An 18177-nucleotide genomic window follows, 5' to 3' on the forward strand; every position below is an offset into this window, starting at 1 on the left:
GGCATTTGTAATGTGAATCATTAATATTGATTCACATTACAAATGCAGGAATTAGAATCCAATTACATTACTTGGTCCTTGTTGTGCAATTTTAGGCCAACCAGGATTTTGATAGATGGTAGATTGTTCTACATCCCCTGTTCCGTTGGAAGTAATGATGAAATTATCCATCGGGATAGGAGACAAATAGTGGGCAGCATGCCATTTATAACCGTCGTAAAAACGATTATTTTCTTTTACAATTTGATAAGGACGCAAATAATTGCTTACTGATTTTGGAGAAACATTAGGAGTTCCTGCATTATCGTCTGAGGTAATTAATAAAGAAGTTCCGTTATTGTCGACGTATGCTTTATAGTTTTCTGTCCATAAATTGAAGCCTTCTATGATATAAGGTGTTTTAACCATCTGATCCATAGAACGCCAACGGCGCAAATCATCATAACGCAAACCTTCTGCTATAAACTCACAACGACGCTCGCGGCGGATATTATATAATGTAGGATCGACTAATTGCCCTCCGGTATATGCTCCCCAGTCGTTTGGAGCTTCTTTGCTCATGTCTGTTGCTGCAATTGTTTTTTGATAATCAGGATCTATACCGGCACGTGTACGGATTGCTTTCCAGTATTTGTCAGCAAGAGCATCTAAAGAACCATAGCGTAGATAGTAAGCTTCGATATAATTCAAATAAGCTTCAACAGATCTAAAAATAGGGAAGCCTGTGTCTACATTTGCTCCTGTAAAGAATTCATCGTGTGTACAGTATTTACGGATACTATATCCAGTTACATCCCTTTCGGCATTGATCGCTAATATTTTAGGATATTCAAATGTAGTTGTCGGTGGATATAAAAAGTCGCCTTTTGTTTTTGTAAACAGACTTAAACGCCAGTCTCTGTCTTCTCGAAAACTCGTAAAGTCTGAATCTCCTTTATAACCAGAGTTCTCTGCATAAATAGGAAGCCCGTTTTCCATTAAAAAAGACTGAACAAAGCCTCTTGTGTATCCTGAGTTGCAGCTACCATAATAGAGATAACGTGTAGTGACATGACTTACTAAAGATTGGTCATAACTTCTCCAAAATAAAACTTCTTCGTAAGATTCCAGATCTTTATCACAAAACATTCTGTAATAAGGGTTTGAAATTGCCTGATTTAATTCTGTTTTATTATAGCTATTACTGGTTAGTCCAACTTTTTCTGCAACTTCTTTAGCACTGGCTATAGCATTATCGAGAAAGTAGTTTATTTCACTGTCGATATCTCCTGATGGATATTGATAATCGGGATACATCGCTTCACCTGGCCAACCTTCTCCTTTAGGTACAAAAGAAGTTCCTTTGAACGATTTTAACCATGATCCTTCGTATAAAGCAACTCTTGATTTTAACAAGTAAGCCACATTTTTAGACAGTCTCACTTTTTGATTAGGCGATACTTCACTTAAAAACATTGCTGCAGAGTCCAGATCTGATATAATAAAACGGGCAACTTCATTCCGGGGCATACGTTTTGAAGCCTCGGTCAAAGTGTTCATATCATCAGGAAGAACATTACGAACGATAGGAAAATCACCATATTCTTTTAAACGGGTAAAATAATTATATGCGCGTATCAAATAAACCTCCCCGATGTAGTGACGGATATTGTTTTCATCTCCTTTTATGGAACCTGCCTGATAGTTGGCTAAAACGTTATCAAGGAAATTATTACACTTATAAATTGTTGTGAAATCCCAGTTCTCTTTATTTTGAGCAACTCGCCATTCTCCTGGAGAAAAACGATTATTGGGAGATACTTCCGCTTGATTGTCAGTGTTGTTGTCTTCACCTGTTGTCATAGTCCAATCGATAGGAGTCTTAAACTCACTATAAAGTGTGATAGAGAAGTTAGCCAGATCTGATTCTGAATGAAAATATTTGTCCGGTGATACGGATGATAATGGAGGTCTGTCCAAAAAGTCATTACAACTTGTGAAAATTCCTAGTGCCAGAATAGATGATATTATTGTACTATAGAGTTTCATGATTATATTTAATTTAGAAGTTAACACTTAAACCTAAAGATATAGTTGTTTGCAATGGATATACACGTCCTTCTCCTCTTTCTCCGGCAAAAGCCTCCGGATCGAATGCTTTACTCATTTTCGTTCCTGTCCAAAGATTTTCACCAGAGACGAATACTCTCAGTTTCTGGATAGCTATTTTTTGCATTAATTCTGCAGGCAGAGTATATCCTAGCTGCAAGTTTTTCAATCGGATATAAGCTCCGCTTTGTAAATAACGGGTTTGGACCTGTCTGTTCTTGTCTGAATCAAAGATAGGGCGCGGATAGTAGGAATTCAGATTTTCTCCCATAGGATCATCTGCCAATCGGAAATAATCTTCATGTGCTTTCAACCCAATCCCTTGCCACATTGTGCTAGCACCCCAGAATTGATTATCACCTAACCACAAGTCTCTTTTCATTGTTCCCTGAAAAAATGCTGAGATATCGAATCCTTTCCAGGAAGCATCTAGTGTTAATCCAAAATTGTAACGGGGAGTTTTGTTTCCTATGATACGTTTATCTCCCATTTTTCCTAACATACCTTGCCCGCCGTTTATTTCGCCGTTACCGTCCAGGTCGGCATACATGATATCTCCTGCAGCCCATTCATTACCGATAGTGCTTTGATCTACTTTTGCCAAATGATTGTTCATTTCTTCGTCAGTTTTTGCTATACCGATAGTGGTATATCCCCATATATCTCCGATATATTGACCTTCGTAATATATTTTATCCTCATTTTTGACATCAACTTTGTTATTCTCATTCGGATAGCGTTTGACTTTCATCCGTGCATCTGCAACAGTGAAATGAATACCGTAAGATAATCCATTTTTTAATCGGTCCCGCCAGCTTAAATCCAATTCCCAACCTGTAGTTTGTAAGTCTGCATTGTTCATTTTAGGAACATCTGTACCTAAAATAACCGGTAATTCAGGAGCTGGACCAACCATATCTTTGGTATATCTGGAGAATCCTTCGATGGAACCGGTCAGTCGGTTGTCAAATAATCCGAAGTCCAGTCCAACATTCCATGTTTCAACTTTTTCCCAAGTCAAGTATCTGCTGATCAGAGCTGCAGGTAATACTTTATCAGGTTTAACGCCATTTAATAGCCAATTTCCGCCACCTGCTGTAATATCCATTAATGAATAGAATGGATACAGTGATTCTGTATTCTGGTTTCCTAATTGTCCGTAAGATGCTCTTAGTTTTAAACTACCGAGCCAAGAGTTTATAGATTCCATAAATTCTTCTCGTGCAATGTTCCATCCTGCGGAAACAGAAGGGAACCAGTTCCACCGTTTTGACTCTAGAAAACGTGAAGTTCCATCGTATCGTAGATTGAATTCCGCCATATATCGGTCTTTGTAGTTATAATTCAATCGACCGAAAAAGCCGGCTGTCGCCCACTGATCGTAACCTCCGTTTTGTATCTTTTCTAATCCGGTTGCGGTATCGATTGTTGGTAAAGAGGGAGTAATCAAACCTTCCTTATAGGCTTTCAGATCACGATCTTTACTTAATTCGGCATTGAAACCGATCAATCCTTTTAAATTATGACCTGAATCAAAAGAATGAGAATACTCAGTGTACAGATTGGTATTCAAAAAGTTTTCTTTATAATAATATTCGGTAATGCGTGTGAGTCCTTTAGCATAACCTGCTACACCTTCGACTTGTGAGTTGATACCATCGATTCCCAATTCAGAAGTTTCCAGAATTTCTGTATGTTCATTCTTATTGTGGATTCTATAGTTGATCTCTCCAAATAATTTCCAGTTTTTTAAAGGTTCTAGAACTAGTTGAAGTTGCTGGTATAAGTAATCATTTTGGCTTTTGAAACGTCCTCCGTCTTCTAATGGTATGATGCGGGATGTAGATGTATATCCTCCATGTTCATAGTTGCGCGGAGTTACTGGCCATTTTCTTGATAACTCATTGAAAAATAGCCTTGTGTTTTCCGTTAAATAAGTGGGCTGGCTTTGGTCTCCTCTCATAAATTTGGTGGAAACATTTACCGAAGCCCAATCTGCTAGCTGGGCATTGATTTTGGAAGTGAATGAGTATCTTTTGTAATCATCACCTCCATAGCGAAGTAATCCTTCTTGCCCCAGATAATTGGCAGATAAATAGAATTGGATTTTCTGGCTACCTCCATTGACTGATAAGTTATGTTCTTGCGCAAAAGCTCCACTCTTGAAGTGTTCTTTCAGCCAGTCAATGTTGTTGTTGCCTTTTTCATACATTTGGTAACGGTTCGGGTTATTTGGATCGGATACACCCTGAGTAGTGATTTCTCCTTTTTGGAATGCAATGATTCGTCCCATTGTTTCTTCATCAAATACAACACCTTGATGCGCATTTGTTGATGCGGTATTCCAATAATTAGCAAATGTATAGGAGTCCATCATTTCAGGCATACGCATAGGAGAAGACCAACGGAAACTGTTATTATATGAAACATTCGTTTTTCCTTCTTTTCCTCTTTTGGTCGTAATTAAAATTACACCGAAGGAGGCACGAGAACCATAAATAGAGGCAGCTGCGGCATCTTTTAAAACACTGATAGATTCAATGTCCTGTGGATTCAACATATTAATATCTCCGTCCATCCCATCAATTAATACTAATGGGCTGGATTTGGAACCATCTCCAATCGTGCCGGCTCCACGGATGTTAATTTCTAAAGAGTTGTTCAATTCTCCACCGCCATTGTTCATGCCAATGTTTAATCCGGGTAAAACGCCTTGCAGTGCTTGGGTAGCGGTTGTTACCGGACGGGCCTCTAATACCTCGGAATCAACAGCACTAACAGCTCCGGTCAGATTAACTTTCTTTTGAGTTCCAAAACCTACTACTACTACTTCATCTATGAATTGAGTGTCTTCAGAAAGTTCGATTTGTAATTTGGTTTGATTTCCCACTTTCACCTCTTTAGCTTCATATCCAATATAAGATACTGTCAATATAGACTTCTCGGATACCAAAAGTGAAAAATTTCCATTAATATCGGTTATTGTTCCATTGCTGGAACCTTTTTCTACCACATTTGCACCAATAATAGGTTCACCGTTATTGTCTGTGATTGTACCTGTGATCTTTTTGTTTTTTTCATCTGCGGAACTAGCGGCAGATAACTTCTTTATTATAATATTATTTCCTTTGATTTCGAAAGTAATATTTTGCCCGTCTAAAATTTGTTTTACTACTTCCCCTATAGATTTATTGGTTGCATTTACAGATATGACTTTGCGGGTGTCTATATCACCGGAAGCAAAAACGAAAGAATAGCCATTATTTTCTTTCAATGTTTCTATGGCTTTTTTTACTGTTACATTATTTAAATTCAGGTTAACGTCTTGCGCAAATATCGTTGGGTTGAGGCAAAACATTACCAGGGCCACAGATATGGCCTTTTTTCGGATATTCATAAGTAATTAGAATTAATTGTTTTAAACAAGAAATTTTGATACCAAAAGTAAAGTTTTATTACATTTGTCAATACTTTCGGAAATTCGCAGAGATAGAGTCCGAAATTCAGAATCGGGAGATTGTGCAGATCTTCCGGTTCTTTTATTATATTGCAGACTCGATTTTTGTGTTACATTTTTAATCAGGTCCTTTTTGTCTCATATAGATTAAATTTTAAATTAATAATGTGATTTAATGAAAACTATTATCTGGTTGTATATAAATGTATGTTTCTACCGTTGATATGATATTGCAGTTTGCCGGTAGATGCTAACATATCCAATATATCGCGGATACTTTGTTCTTTACGGACGAAATTTCCATAAAAGCGGAATGTAGCCAATGAACTATCTTCCAAGGTTATTTTTACATTATAGCTTCTTTCCAACTCTTTAGCGATATCCGGTAGCAGGTCTTCATCAAAAAAGAGAAAGCCGTTTGTCCATTCAGAAGCATATTCTGCTTCAACTGAAGATATCTGAAGTTCTCCGTTTCTCTTATTCAATATAGCTTTCTGATCTGGCTCCAGATAGCATAGGCTATTGTTTTTAAGAGAGTTTTTTAGACTGACTTTCCCTTCCAGCAAATCGACTGAAATCTCCTCATCTTCCGGATAGTTCCTAAAATTGAATTTGGTTCCCAACACCCGTAGCTCCAACTCTTTTGTTTTGATCTCGAAAGGTATTTGCTCATTTTTAGTGACTTCAAAATATCCTTCACCTGCCAGTTGCAGTTTTCGTTCGGCAACACCGAAGCCTTGTGAATAGGTGATTTTCGAGCCGGCATTCAACCATACCAATGTGCCGTCCGGGAGGTATAATTTTGTTTTCGAGCCTAAAGGAGCTTCTATCACCATCTCGGCAAATTGTTTCTTGACCTGTTCGGAGCCACTCCAATAAGAGGCGAAAGAAATGAGACATAAAAGAGCAATTGCTGCTGCCGCATACATATATTTGTGCAGAGGATGTTTTTTGATCACTTTTTTCTCTGCTGCTACCTGGGTTTTGGAAAGGAACCGTTGGAATGCTGCTTCTTTATCGTATCGTGTCTCTTCATTAGCTCCGATCGTAGAGAACCAAGCTTCCCGTATCTGTCGGAAATATTTTTGGTTTTCCGGAGAAGCCTTGAGCCAATCTTCGAGCTCAGTTAATTCCTCTGTTCCCAAACCTCCTGAAAGGTAATTTGTGATCAGTTCATCTATTTTGGTATGTATGTTTGTTGCTTTCATTTTTCGTTCTCTTGTATATATGACAGTTAGAAAAGGGGAGAGGGTAGTGCGTTCGGATAATTTTTTCAATTAAATCCAAAAACAGCATATGAGCAGGAGCAAATACTTACTTAGATCAGCACTTAGGCGAGATATCGCATTTTTTATATGATATTTTACCGTATTGACGGAAATGCCGAGTTCTTCAGCTATTTGTTCATATCGTTTTTCTTCGAAGCGGCTTTTTTTGAATACAACTTTACATTCTTCAGGAAGTCTGTTTATAGCATTCCTGATCTCTTGTTCGAGCTCATTCTCCAGCAATCGTGCCAGCGGGTAGTCGTCGGATGGGAAGACAGAATTTATCCACTCATTTTGCTGGTCGATGACTGAAAAGCGGACTTCTCTTTTTTCTCTTTCCAGGTTCAGATAATTTATACAACGGTTACGGACAGCCTGAACCAGATAACTGCGCAGGGAGGTGGTAATTTCAAGGGTATCCCTTTTCTCCCAAAGATGAAAAATAATATCGTCGACAATACTTTCAGCCAGAAAATCGTCTTTCAGGAATTCATAGGCAATCTTACATAACAGTACATAATGATGATCATATATGTATTTGTATGCTTGATTATTTCCTGATTTCAGGGAATGAATCAAATGTAGTTCTTCCTTTTTTTCCATATAATTATCCGTTCTCCCTGTTTCTGAAAGATGTATTGTCGCAAATATACACGATTTATATAAATCTCAGTTAGTATTTGGAGAAAGAGGTAGGTCTTTTTCTAATTAAAAAAGGAGACTATCTAACATTTGGTTGTTAGACGGCTCCTTTTTTATCAGCTTATCTTACATTTTAATCAGTCCTTATTTTCGGAAACTCGAACATATTCCATTATAGTTTTAAAGGCTTTTGCCGCTTTGCTATCCCGCTTAGCCGGTCGACCATAATAGGTATTTATAAAGTTTTCGGCGGGTTCCCAGGAAGTCGTAAATATTCCTTGCATCCTAGAAGACAGGATAGGAGAATAACTTTCTTTAGCTCCGTTTCTTCGTACCATTTCCAACATTTTCAGTTGGTCTATGGCAACATCAGATTTCCAAAATGTACTGACCAATACATTAAATCCTTTTATAGCAAAATATTCAGGTGTAGGCGGAGCATCTTCATATTTCCAATCACAAATCATTATATCTTTCGGGATCAAATCAATAGCCCTATGTGTATCAGACAAACTGGCTTGCCATGCTCCTAGCCCCGTCGTTTTTCCATCGATCAGTCTATCCCCCCACATCCACATCTCACAACTTTTACTCTTAAGGTGGTTATAAAGATTTCTTACATGTTCGGCATAAATTGCAGACCGATCTCCTCCGAAACATCTGGGGCATTTCTCATGGGCAATGATCCAAACCTCATCCAAACCTACGTGAAAAGCATCTGCCTCACAAACATCGATTAACTCATCCATTAGAGGGAATAAAATTTTATATATATCCGGATGTTGAGGGCATAAGCTTTTACAAAGGAATCCGCCCTGAGGGTAAGCGTCTACCCATGGGACAGGAGGATCGACCCCTGGAGACTCGTCAAACTCTGGATATTTGATAAGTAATGGTTCTACATGTGTTCCTTCCGATTGATGTCCCAACAGATTCATTTTAGGAATTAAACGTATACCCACATCCTTACAGGCTTGTACTATCTGTTTCACTTCACTTTTAGACAGAGCCAATGTATCTGCCAATTCCGGATGAGACTCAAATTTATATCTATATTTAAATCGAACAACCAAGGTATTAATTCCTTCTTTAGGCAAAGCGTCTTTGATAAAATGACAAAATGATTCTACCTGTCCTGGTTCAGGAGGAGCTAACAAAAGGGCTTTAATCGGTAATTTATTCCACTCTTTAGCGTCTTTTTGTGAATATATCTCCTGAACCCCCATGAAAAACATGAATAAAAATAAACATGCCTGATAACAAATTTTCTTGTTCATAATGCACTTAGGATTTCGGTTGTTCTACAACATTCGTATTTCCACCTCCACGAAGAGAAAGATCCACCGGACGATTCTTTTTCCAAGATCCTCCTGTAAAATCCGGAACATCAATTGAATTGGAACGATTTGCTACCGACCAATAACTTAATGGCGTAATACTACACCATGCTGCCGCATCATATACATCCATATCCAAAGGCAAGCCGTTACGTAAGCAATCGATCATTCTCCAATCCATAATAAAATCCATACCTCCATGACCTCCTATAATTTTGGCAACTTCAGAAATGTGTTTAACAACCTCTGGAGTATATTGTTCTTCCAGTTCTGTCATCTTCTCTTGCGAAATATAATCGTGCCCAAATGCAACTTTACCTGGTTCGGGATATTTGCGGCAAGAACCTTTTGTTCCAGTCAGTACATGCAAACGATCGTATGGATGAGGAGTACTTACATCATGTTGGATCATAATTGTTTTACCTTTCGCCGTACGAACAGTTGTTGTATTCATATTACCTCTATATTTCATTGCCGCCATCGGTTTATAATAATCATTTTTAGCCGCCAACTCTTTCGCTTTTGCTTCCATCATGAAATCATCGGTTGATATGGAGGTCAGATATTCCATTTTGTCGCCACGATTGATATCCATAGCCCAGCATACCGGTCCTAGACCATGTGTCGGATAAGGATTTCCACTTTTATGATTTTCATCCCATCTCCATGCCGGCCATTCCGGTTCTCCGAACATGCCACTTAGTAATTCGTGGATATAGGCACCCTCTCCGTGAATTACTTCTCCGAACAATCCTTTTTGAACCATGTTTACCGTTAAAATCTCAAAAAAGTCATAACAGCAATTCTCCAGTTGCATACAGTGTTTTTGGGTGCGTTCAGATGTTTCAACAAGCTGCCAGCATTCTTCCAATGTTTTTGCAGCCGGAACTTCTACCGCCACATGCTTTCCGCATTCCATTGCATACACAGCTATGGGAGTATGCCACTTCCAAGGAGTAGCGATGTAAATCAAATCAATGTCTTCCTGCTCACATAACTTTTTCCAAGCATACTCATCTCCAAAATACTCCTTTGCCGGATGTTTATTAAATTTTTTAAGTGTCTCCTGGTTCTTCTTCACTGCCTCTTCCCGTAGATCACACAAGCCCCTGACCTCTATTTCTTTGATATTGAGGATACGAGTTACGGCCCAGCTTCCCCGGCTCCCTATTCCTACATAACCGATCCGGACAACCGGAATAGGATCGGCGGCATAACCGCACATATTAAACAGTTGTTTTCTATTTTTCCCTTTTTCTACGCATTCTCTTACAATGGCTTCTGCCTCTGATTTATCTACGGAAGAACAACTAGTAAAGCCGGTCAGAGCCATCCCTGCTCCGAAAAGAGAACCTTTTAAAAAGTTACGACGATTTATACTCATGATAATAATATTTTACAGATTGATAAAAATAATCCTGAATGATTTCGACCACTCAGGATTATACGGTCTAAAGAATTAATCCCAACCTGGATTTTGTTTCATAATATCTTTACCGATCAGGTCGATTTCATCTTGGGGAATCGGGAAGAGATAATGATAAGAAGGGTTAAAACGACGCTCCATCACTAAAATATGGTCTTTACTGCCCTTTTCCACAGGAATTCCATAACAAGCGCCGTTCAATGCTTTTTCGGCTGTTTTCCAACGAATAATATCGTCTCTGCGCTGTCCTTCAAAACAAAGTTCGGTCATACGTTCACGGCGTATTATCTCTCTCAACTCGGTTTGAGAACCTCCTGTAACAGCAGGATATTTATCAGTTTCACTAATATTAACCCCATAGGCTCTTGCTCTCAATAAATTGATGGCATCATACACAGACTGATCGATTGAGCCGGATTCAATCTTAGCCTCTGCATAAGTCAGAAGTACTTCTGCATAACGCAATATGACTACATTACTTTCCATAGGTATCAAAGCATATCTGACAGCTCCATCATCCAGGAATTTACGAGTATAATATCCGGACTGGGAAGAATTTCCTGTTGCTCCCGGATAGTCTACATCGCCATAAACCGGAATTTCGACATCCCTATAAGTCGCTCCCGGATATATGATGGACATATAAAAACGAGGGTCTCTATTCTCATATGGTTTTTCGGGATTATATACGGCAGACTCATAAGACGGCTTTCCATCTGTACAAGGAAATTCATCAATAAAGCCCTGTAAAGGATTTGTTCCACCCCAACCGCCATAACTAGGGAAATGCATATAGATTTGCGTATAGTTTGCCATATTTTGTCCTACAAATTGCCAAGCATATAATATTTCATCATTATACTTATTATTTATTTCAAATAACTCTTCATAGTTAGGATACAGCGAATGTACTCCTAAATCCATTACAGCTTTTGCGGCAACGGCAGCTTCTTCCCAACGTCCGGCATATAACAATGCACGTGCTTTCATTCCTAAAGCTGCTCCTTTCGTAATACGTCCGGCATATTCAGACGACCATGTTTCCGGCAGGACCTTGATTGCATCGTCTAAATCTTTTAAAATAAAATCCAGCACTTCTTCTGCAGTGTTTCTTGGGCGTTTCAGATCCTCCAGATTCAGAGGTTCTTCAATAATGGGAACTCCTCCCCAGTTATTCAACAGAAAATGATAAGCAAAAGCACGCAGGAATTTAACTTCCCCTTTCATTTGTTCACGCTTTGTATTATCCATTTCCGGTTTGTCAATATTAGTCAGAAACACATTGCAAGTACGAATAATACGATAGCGGATAGACCATAACTCTTTCGTATACCACATGGAAGGGCTGTTATTTCCTGCTCCCAGGTTATTATAATCATTACCTTTCCACACATTGACTGCTTCGTCCGTCCGGGCCGGCAAACCTAATATATGATCATAATACATCCAAACATTATCACCGTCCGTATAACGGGAATAAACGCCGACCAACGCATTAAAAGCATCCGTTTCCGTGGCCCAAAATGTTTGCTCCGATAATTGATCTCTCGGATTCAGATCCAGAAAGCTATCATTACAAGCAGTAAATAAGGGGAATATGATCCCTATCATCCATATAAAAATATACTTTTTCATGTTTATCATCATTAACGATTAGAAGACAAGATTTAAACCAAATGTATAAGAAGTAACCATTGGATAGATATTACCTCCACCCCACGGAGTTTCCGGGTCGAAACCTCTGAAACTTGTAATTGTGAACAGGTTATCCGCACTTACATAAAAACGGCATTTCTCAACGAACAGATTACTTAACACAGATTTGGGTAAGGAATAGCCGATTTGTAAATTTCTCATTTTTATATAGCTGGCATTCTCCATAAAGAAAGAGTTCGTCTGCGTATAATTCCTTGATGCGTTGTTCAACGAAAGGCGAGGATAAGAAGCATTCAAATTATCTGGTGTCCAACGATCCTTTTGTGCTTCCAGAGCACTTGCTCCATTAGAAAAAGCTTGGGCGGCTGTTCCCGTCAAGTAACCCTGGACATCAGCTACCGCCTGAATCGTAGTTGCCATATCAAAACCTTTATAACTTGCACCGAGCTGTAAACCAAAAGTTACGCCAGGAAAAGAGTTACCGATGTTGACACGGTCTTCTGCTGTAATTTTCTTATCTCCATTCTGGTCTTTATATCTGATATCTCCGGGGGAAGCACCTCCTGTATAATCTTGATTCGGAGCATTTTTAATTTCTTCTTCAGAAGCAAACAAACCGATGGCTTCCAAACCAAATATATTATTAATCGGATCGCCAACTGAACGTCCTGGAGTATCAGCTCCTTTCAGATCCGTAATCTTATCCTTTACTCTGGATACACTCAGATTAGCATAATAATTAAAGTCCTTTACTTGATCATTCCATCCTAACTGCATTTCAAAACCATTGTTCCGTACTGCACCGGCGTTGATTACCGGAGCGTAAGCTCCCAAAATGGAAGGCTGAGGCAAACTCATTAAGATATCACGAGTGTTTCTAACGAAATAATCAAATGTAAACGACAGTCTGTTGTTAAACATATTCAAGTCCAACCCGGCATTCACCATTTCGGTATTTTCCCAGCCAATAGTTGCATTGGACATACTATAATTCTCTGCGATACCAGAATACATTATATTTCCGAAACCATACAAACGCCCTAAAGAATATTTATTCTGATAGGCATAATTACCAATTTCCTGATTTCCTAAATGTCCCCATGAAGCTCTTAATTTCAGGTTTGAGACAGGATCGAAATGGAAGAACTCTTCTTCAGATATGCGCCAACCTGCCGATACGGAAGGGAATAATTCAAAACGATTATCTTTAGGGAAGCGGGAGGAGCCGTCATAACGCAATGTAACTTCCAATAGATAGCGTTCTGCAAAATTATAGTTTACCCTGCCAAACACGGAACGGATACTATTTTCATCCATTCCTCCGTCGTTTCGCTGGTCGGAAGCATCGCCGGCATTTATTTGATCCAACATGTTGTTTTCAGGAAGATCATAACGAGATGCGGCGATGGAAGAGTTTGTGTATTTACGTTGTTCGTAACCAAGGACCGCAGCCACATTATGTTTCCCGAATGTTTTATCATAATTAAGAAACGCCTGTAAGTTTATATCAGATGATTCTCCTCTGTTCTCATATAAATAGGGTCTGAACTTCATACCGACAACATCAGGTGCATTATAAAGCAACAGGTTGTATTGCTGTCTTTTGGTATGGGTGAAATTACCATTTAAGGCAGCAACACCTTTTACAGATAAGCCGTCCATGAGCTTTACTTCGAGTGTTCCAATAGCAGTCAGGAAATTATCTGTATAATGATCATAGCCTCCGTCTTGTGCTTCTGCTACTGAATTATGTTCATTCATGAAAGCAGCCCAGTTCCCGTTCGACCATTTGATCGGAGTAACAGGTGTTTCACGATAAGAACGGTGAACCAACTCATTGATACTCTGATAAGGTTGTGATTTTTCCTGTCTGATGTATGAGAAATTCATACCAAAATTCACTCGTTTACTAATGTCGAAATCAAAATTACCTCTGATTGAATATCTCTCCAAACCAGTTTGAGCAATTAATCCTTCTCTGTTCAGATACCCTAAAGAGAAATTATATCTTGTTTTTTCCGTTCCTCCATCCAACTGTACATGGTGGCTATGCTGGAATCCGCTTTTTGAAAATAACTCGTCGGTTTGATTCGAATTAGGATACAGATCCGGATCTGTTCCTTTTCGGTAATTTTCGATGTCCGTATCTGAATATTTGGGAGCCAATCCGTCATTAGTCAACGCTTCATTATACAAGGTCGCGTAATCGGTAGAGTTCACCCATTTAGGTAGACGGGTTGGGTTTTGAAAGCCGATATACCCATTATAAGATACTTTCATGCGACCTTCCTTCCCTTTCTTGGTTGTAACCAAAATTACTCCATTACCAGCACGCACACCGTAAATAGCAGCGGAGGCAGCATCTTTCAGAACACTGATGCTTTCTATGTCATTCGGATCAATGGCATTCATACTACCCGGAATTCCATCGACAATGATCAAGGGAGATGTAGAATTCAGTGTTCCGGGACCACGAATAATAAATTCTGCACCGTCGGCTCCCGGCTGACCGGAACGTTGAATAGCTGTCAATCCCGGAGCGATACCGGTCAACAAGTTCGTAGCATCTGATGCTGCTCTATTGGCAATTTGTTCCGATCGTACACTGGCGACAGCACCGGTCAAAGTAGCTTTCTTTTGTGTACCATAACCAACCACCACCACTTCATTCAATGTTTGGGAATCTTCTTTTAGGATAACAGATATGACGGATTTATTACCAATAGGAATACTTTGTTCGATATAACCAATATAAGAGATTTTCAATGTAGCTCCGTTAGGTACTTCCAATGTAAAATTACCATCTGTATCTGTAATTGTACCAATCGCTGTTCCGGCAACTACTACATTTGCTCCGATAACAAATTCTCCATTTTGATCTACAATTTTTCCTGAAATCTGTTTTTTTTGTTGCTGAATAGCTGGTTTTGTAGTCACAGTCTGTTTTTCGAACAAATAGATCTTATTGTTTTTGATCTCGTAATTCAGATTGGTATCGGCAACCAGTTTTTCCAGAACCGAGGCAACATCTGCATTTTCAACCTGGATACTCACTTTTCTGTCCAGATTGACAATTTGCTTGCTGTATGCAACGCTAAGTCCCGTCTGTTTGGTGATGGCTGATAACACTTTTTCAACCTTGACGTTGTTGAGTGACATAGAAACCCGCTGGGCTGAGGCTTCTGCTGTAAAGGTTAACAAGGAGATAACCAGAAATAAAAATGTCAGTTTCATTGCATTCGGGATTTTCTCAATTAATATTAAAAGGTGCCTGGGGATAAAGCACGAATCATTTTTTTTCATACTTTTGAAATGAATTTATGTATTAGAAATTAATTTGAATTTCGGTATGCAGATAACCGGGAATGTGGGGACATTTCCGGTTATTTTTTTGAGTTTATTATGTTGTGTTGTTCATGTGTGTCTTTTTTATAGGTTAAACAATTTGATGCTTTCTATATAGTAGACACACGGTGGTAGAAAAAGTATGAGTAGAAAATGAAAAAAGTTTTATTTTTTTAGTTCTATGCTGATAATACCTTCTTTTTCAATGAATTTCACTGGTGTTATTTTCTCAATATCTTTCAGAATTTGTTCAATGCTCTGGTTTGTTGAGGTAAGCGTGTAGTTATAGTGGAGAACCGATGAGTCAGCTATGATAAATTCTATATTATACCAGCGTGACAAGGTTGTTATCACTTCAGACAGAGGCGTATTATCGAATACAATCTGATTTTTTTTCCAGGCAGAAAGGAGATTGATGTTCTCTGGACGGGATATTTTGCAAACGCCGCTTTTCCGGTTGTAAGTCGCTTTTTCTCCTGGTTTCATGTAGGCTAATGAACTGTGTTGGTTTGCCAGTTGTACTTTTCCACTTTCCAGGGAAACGAAGATATCCGGGTCGGTAGTGTAGGCTTTTACATCAAATGTCGTACCCAGTACCTTTACATTGATATCTTTCATATCAACGATGAATGGACGGTCCTTGTTCGGCGAGACCTCGAAAAATGCTTCTCCTTCCAGTTCGACTTTGCGCTCGGAGAAACCGAATTTTCGGGGATATTTGATACGGGTTTCGGCATTGAGTGTGGCGCGTGAACCATCCTGGAAGATCAGTTGCATGCGCTCTCCTTTAGGTACATATATTTCTTCGTAACCGGAATCAGCGAAAAGGTCGATGCGTTTATCTATATACCAGAATTGCCCGAGGAACAACAGTAACGGAATAAGGATGGCGGCTGCACGAAAAATGAACCGCTTCCTTTGTTGCAGGTGGATCTTCTTCATGATGTACTTGTACATCTCGTCTGTTGGGATGGATCGTTCTGCATATAATTCTTCGCAGCCGGGCTGTATCTTTTCCATATCTTCATCCATTAGCGATGACAAATACCGGGAACCTTCGGGAGTGGAGAACCAGCGGATTACCTGGCGTGCTTCTTCCGGAGTGGCGGTATTGTCGAGCGTTCTGTCGATGATATGTTTATCTGGTGTTTTCATTTTTTTATTCCTGTTTTCTTAATTGACACATAACTGGACTGTTGGTATGAGTGTTTGTTACTCTTTTTCCCTTTTTTAGAGGAAAAAAGAAGAGAGTAGCAGGATTAGCAACTTATCGAAATGTTCCCTGAGCAGTTTGATGGCCTGCGAATAATGAGTTTTGACTGTCGGTATCGATATCTGCATCTTTTCTGCAATTTCTTGATTGGACAATCCTTTTTCCAGTTTGTACAGGCAGACGATTTTCTTCTGTTCCGGCAGGTTGCCGATAGCCCGGTACAACTGTTCGCTCATTTCCTTCTCTTCCAGCTTTTCCAATATTTCGTTTTCATACTCGATTGTTTCTTGTGCCAGTTCATAATTCTTCTCCAATGCGGTATAGTTATTCCTGATCTCGTTCAGCAAGTGATTTTTCAGCATGGTGTACAGATAATTTCTCAGGTTGATCTGGATGCTGAGGAGCGTGCGTGACTCCCAGAGCTTCAGAAATATTTGCTGGACGGCATCTTTGGCGGTATCGTTGTCCTTTAAATATTTGAAAGCAACGACATAAAGTAATTTATGATACCGTTCATAAATAGTAGTGAAAGCCCTCTCATTTCCTTTTTGCAAAAGAATAAGTAACTCATCATCGGTTTGCCCGGATATGGAGAGGAACCGCTTGTGCATATAATAGTATCCCTTTTAGATTTTTTGCAAATATAACTTTAATACGAAACTTTCCAATCACTAAACTCCAAACTTAACTGTTCCCACCGTTCTTTTTTTACAGTTTCTTCCCGTTCTTCCTGTGGGTTTGAAACAGAAAGGCCAAGCAGTCGGATCGGGTTCGTTTCATAATCGACCTCTTTCAGCAGTTGTTTGGCAAGGGGGAGGATCTCGTTTAAGGAGGTCAGTTCGTGCGGTTGGGTAATACTTTTTGTTTTTAATGTGAAATCGTGAAATTTTATCTTTAATGTCAATGTATTTCCTTTGAATCCGGTTCGTTGCAGGCGGCCGATCAGTTCGGTCGCTACATGATAAAGTTCGATGATGACGGACGATTGGCGGGAAATATCTTTTTCCAGCGTATGTTCGCAGCCGACGGATTTGCGGATACGTACGGCTTCTACCGGGCGCAGGTCTATTCCGCGGGAACATTCATAATAAAGGAAACCGGCTTTCCCGAACTGGCGGGTAAGCATTTCCAATGAGCATTCCCTTAGCTTTTCTCCGTTGTGAATACCCAACGTATGCATCTTTTTGGCGGTGACAGGGCCGACACCCCAGAATGATTCGATGGGCAGGCGGGCAATAAAATCGAGAGCCTGTGCCGGATGGATCGTACAAAGACCGTCCGGTTTCCGGTAGTCGGAAGCTATTTTTGCCAGGAACTTATTATAGGATACGCCAGCTGAGGCGACCAGGTTCAGTTCCTGCCGTATCCGCTGCTTGATCTCTTTGGCAATATCGACGGCAAGAGGTATCTGTTTTTTATTTTCTGTGACATCGAGAAAGGCTTCATCCAACGAGAGCGGCTCGATGATATCCGTATACTCATGGAATATCTCATGAATGTGGTTGGAGACTTCTTTGTATACACTCATCCTGCCCGGAACAAAGATCAGATTGGGGCATAACCGCTTTGCTTTCTGCGACGACATGGCGGAACGGACACCATATTTTCGCGCCTCGTAACTGGCTGCTGCAACCACACCGCGTTCTTCCGAATAACCCACCGCCAAAGGTTTCCCCCTCAGTTCCGGATTATCCCGTTGCTCGACCGATGCATAGAATGCATCCATATCTATATGTATGATTTTG

General features: G+C 39.6%; 11 protein-coding genes. All 11 read right to left on the reverse strand.

Translation table 11 applies throughout. The features are described 5' to 3' along the window. Positions 1 to 51: 51 nt before the first annotated feature. Positions 52 to 2028 (reverse strand): RagB/SusD family nutrient uptake outer membrane protein, encoded by a 1977-nt coding sequence (locus P3L47_RS07460; RefSeq protein ID WP_277783195.1) that lies wholly within the window; start codon positions 2026 to 2028, stop codon positions 52 to 54. Between the two features lie 13 nt (positions 2029 to 2041). After that, on the reverse strand, positions 2042 to 5485 hold the full coding sequence (locus P3L47_RS07465; protein WP_277783196.1) for a TonB-dependent receptor: 3444 nt from the start codon (positions 5483 to 5485) through the stop codon (positions 2042 to 2044). Between the two features lie 245 nt (positions 5486 to 5730). Beyond that, on the reverse strand, positions 5731 to 6753 hold the full coding sequence (locus P3L47_RS07470; RefSeq protein ID WP_277783197.1) for a FecR family protein: 1023 nt from the start codon (positions 6751 to 6753) through the stop codon (positions 5731 to 5733). A gap of 69 nt (positions 6754 to 6822) precedes the next feature. Further along, positions 6823 to 7416: an RNA polymerase sigma-70 factor gene (locus tag P3L47_RS07475; protein ID WP_277783198.1), complete on the reverse strand. Its 594-nt coding sequence runs from the start codon at positions 7414 to 7416 to the stop codon at positions 6823 to 6825. Between the two features lie 176 nt (positions 7417 to 7592). Continuing rightward, complete coding sequence (locus tag P3L47_RS07480; protein WP_277783199.1) at positions 7593 to 8732, reverse strand: family 20 glycosylhydrolase; 1140 nt, start codon at positions 8730 to 8732, stop codon at positions 7593 to 7595. Between the two features lie 7 nt (positions 8733 to 8739). Continuing rightward, entirely contained in the window at positions 8740 to 10176 is a 1437-nt protein-coding gene (locus tag P3L47_RS07485) for a Gfo/Idh/MocA family oxidoreductase (protein ID WP_122361728.1), read from the reverse strand. A 75-nt stretch (positions 10177 to 10251) separates the two neighbouring features. Then, entirely contained in the window at positions 10252 to 11853 is a 1602-nt protein-coding gene (locus tag P3L47_RS07490; protein ID WP_277783200.1) for a RagB/SusD family nutrient uptake outer membrane protein, read from the reverse strand. 18 nt (positions 11854 to 11871) lie between these two features. Then, entirely contained in the window at positions 11872 to 15108 is a 3237-nt protein-coding gene (locus tag P3L47_RS07495; RefSeq protein WP_277783201.1) for a TonB-dependent receptor, read from the reverse strand. Between the two features lie 276 nt (positions 15109 to 15384). After that, the gene (locus tag P3L47_RS07500; RefSeq protein ID WP_277783202.1) at positions 15385 to 16374 is read right to left on the reverse strand and encodes a FecR family protein; all 990 of its coding nucleotides are present in this window, start codon (positions 16372 to 16374) and stop codon (positions 15385 to 15387) included. Positions 16375 to 16449: 75 nt separating this feature from the next. Further along, the gene (locus tag P3L47_RS07505; RefSeq protein ID WP_277783203.1) at positions 16450 to 17043 is read right to left on the reverse strand and encodes an RNA polymerase sigma factor; all 594 of its coding nucleotides are present in this window, start codon (positions 17041 to 17043) and stop codon (positions 16450 to 16452) included. Positions 17044 to 17081: 38 nt separating this feature from the next. Further along, positions 17082 to 18173, reverse strand: coding sequence for a DNA polymerase IV (gene dinB, locus P3L47_RS07510; RefSeq protein ID WP_255419285.1), 1092 nt, complete (start codon positions 18171 to 18173; stop codon positions 17082 to 17084). Between the last annotated feature and the right edge of the window lie 4 nt (positions 18174 to 18177).

It is taken from the genome of Parabacteroides chongii (assembly GCF_029581355.1).
Taxonomy (GTDB): Bacteria; Bacteroidota; Bacteroidia; order Bacteroidales; family Tannerellaceae; genus Parabacteroides; species Parabacteroides chongii.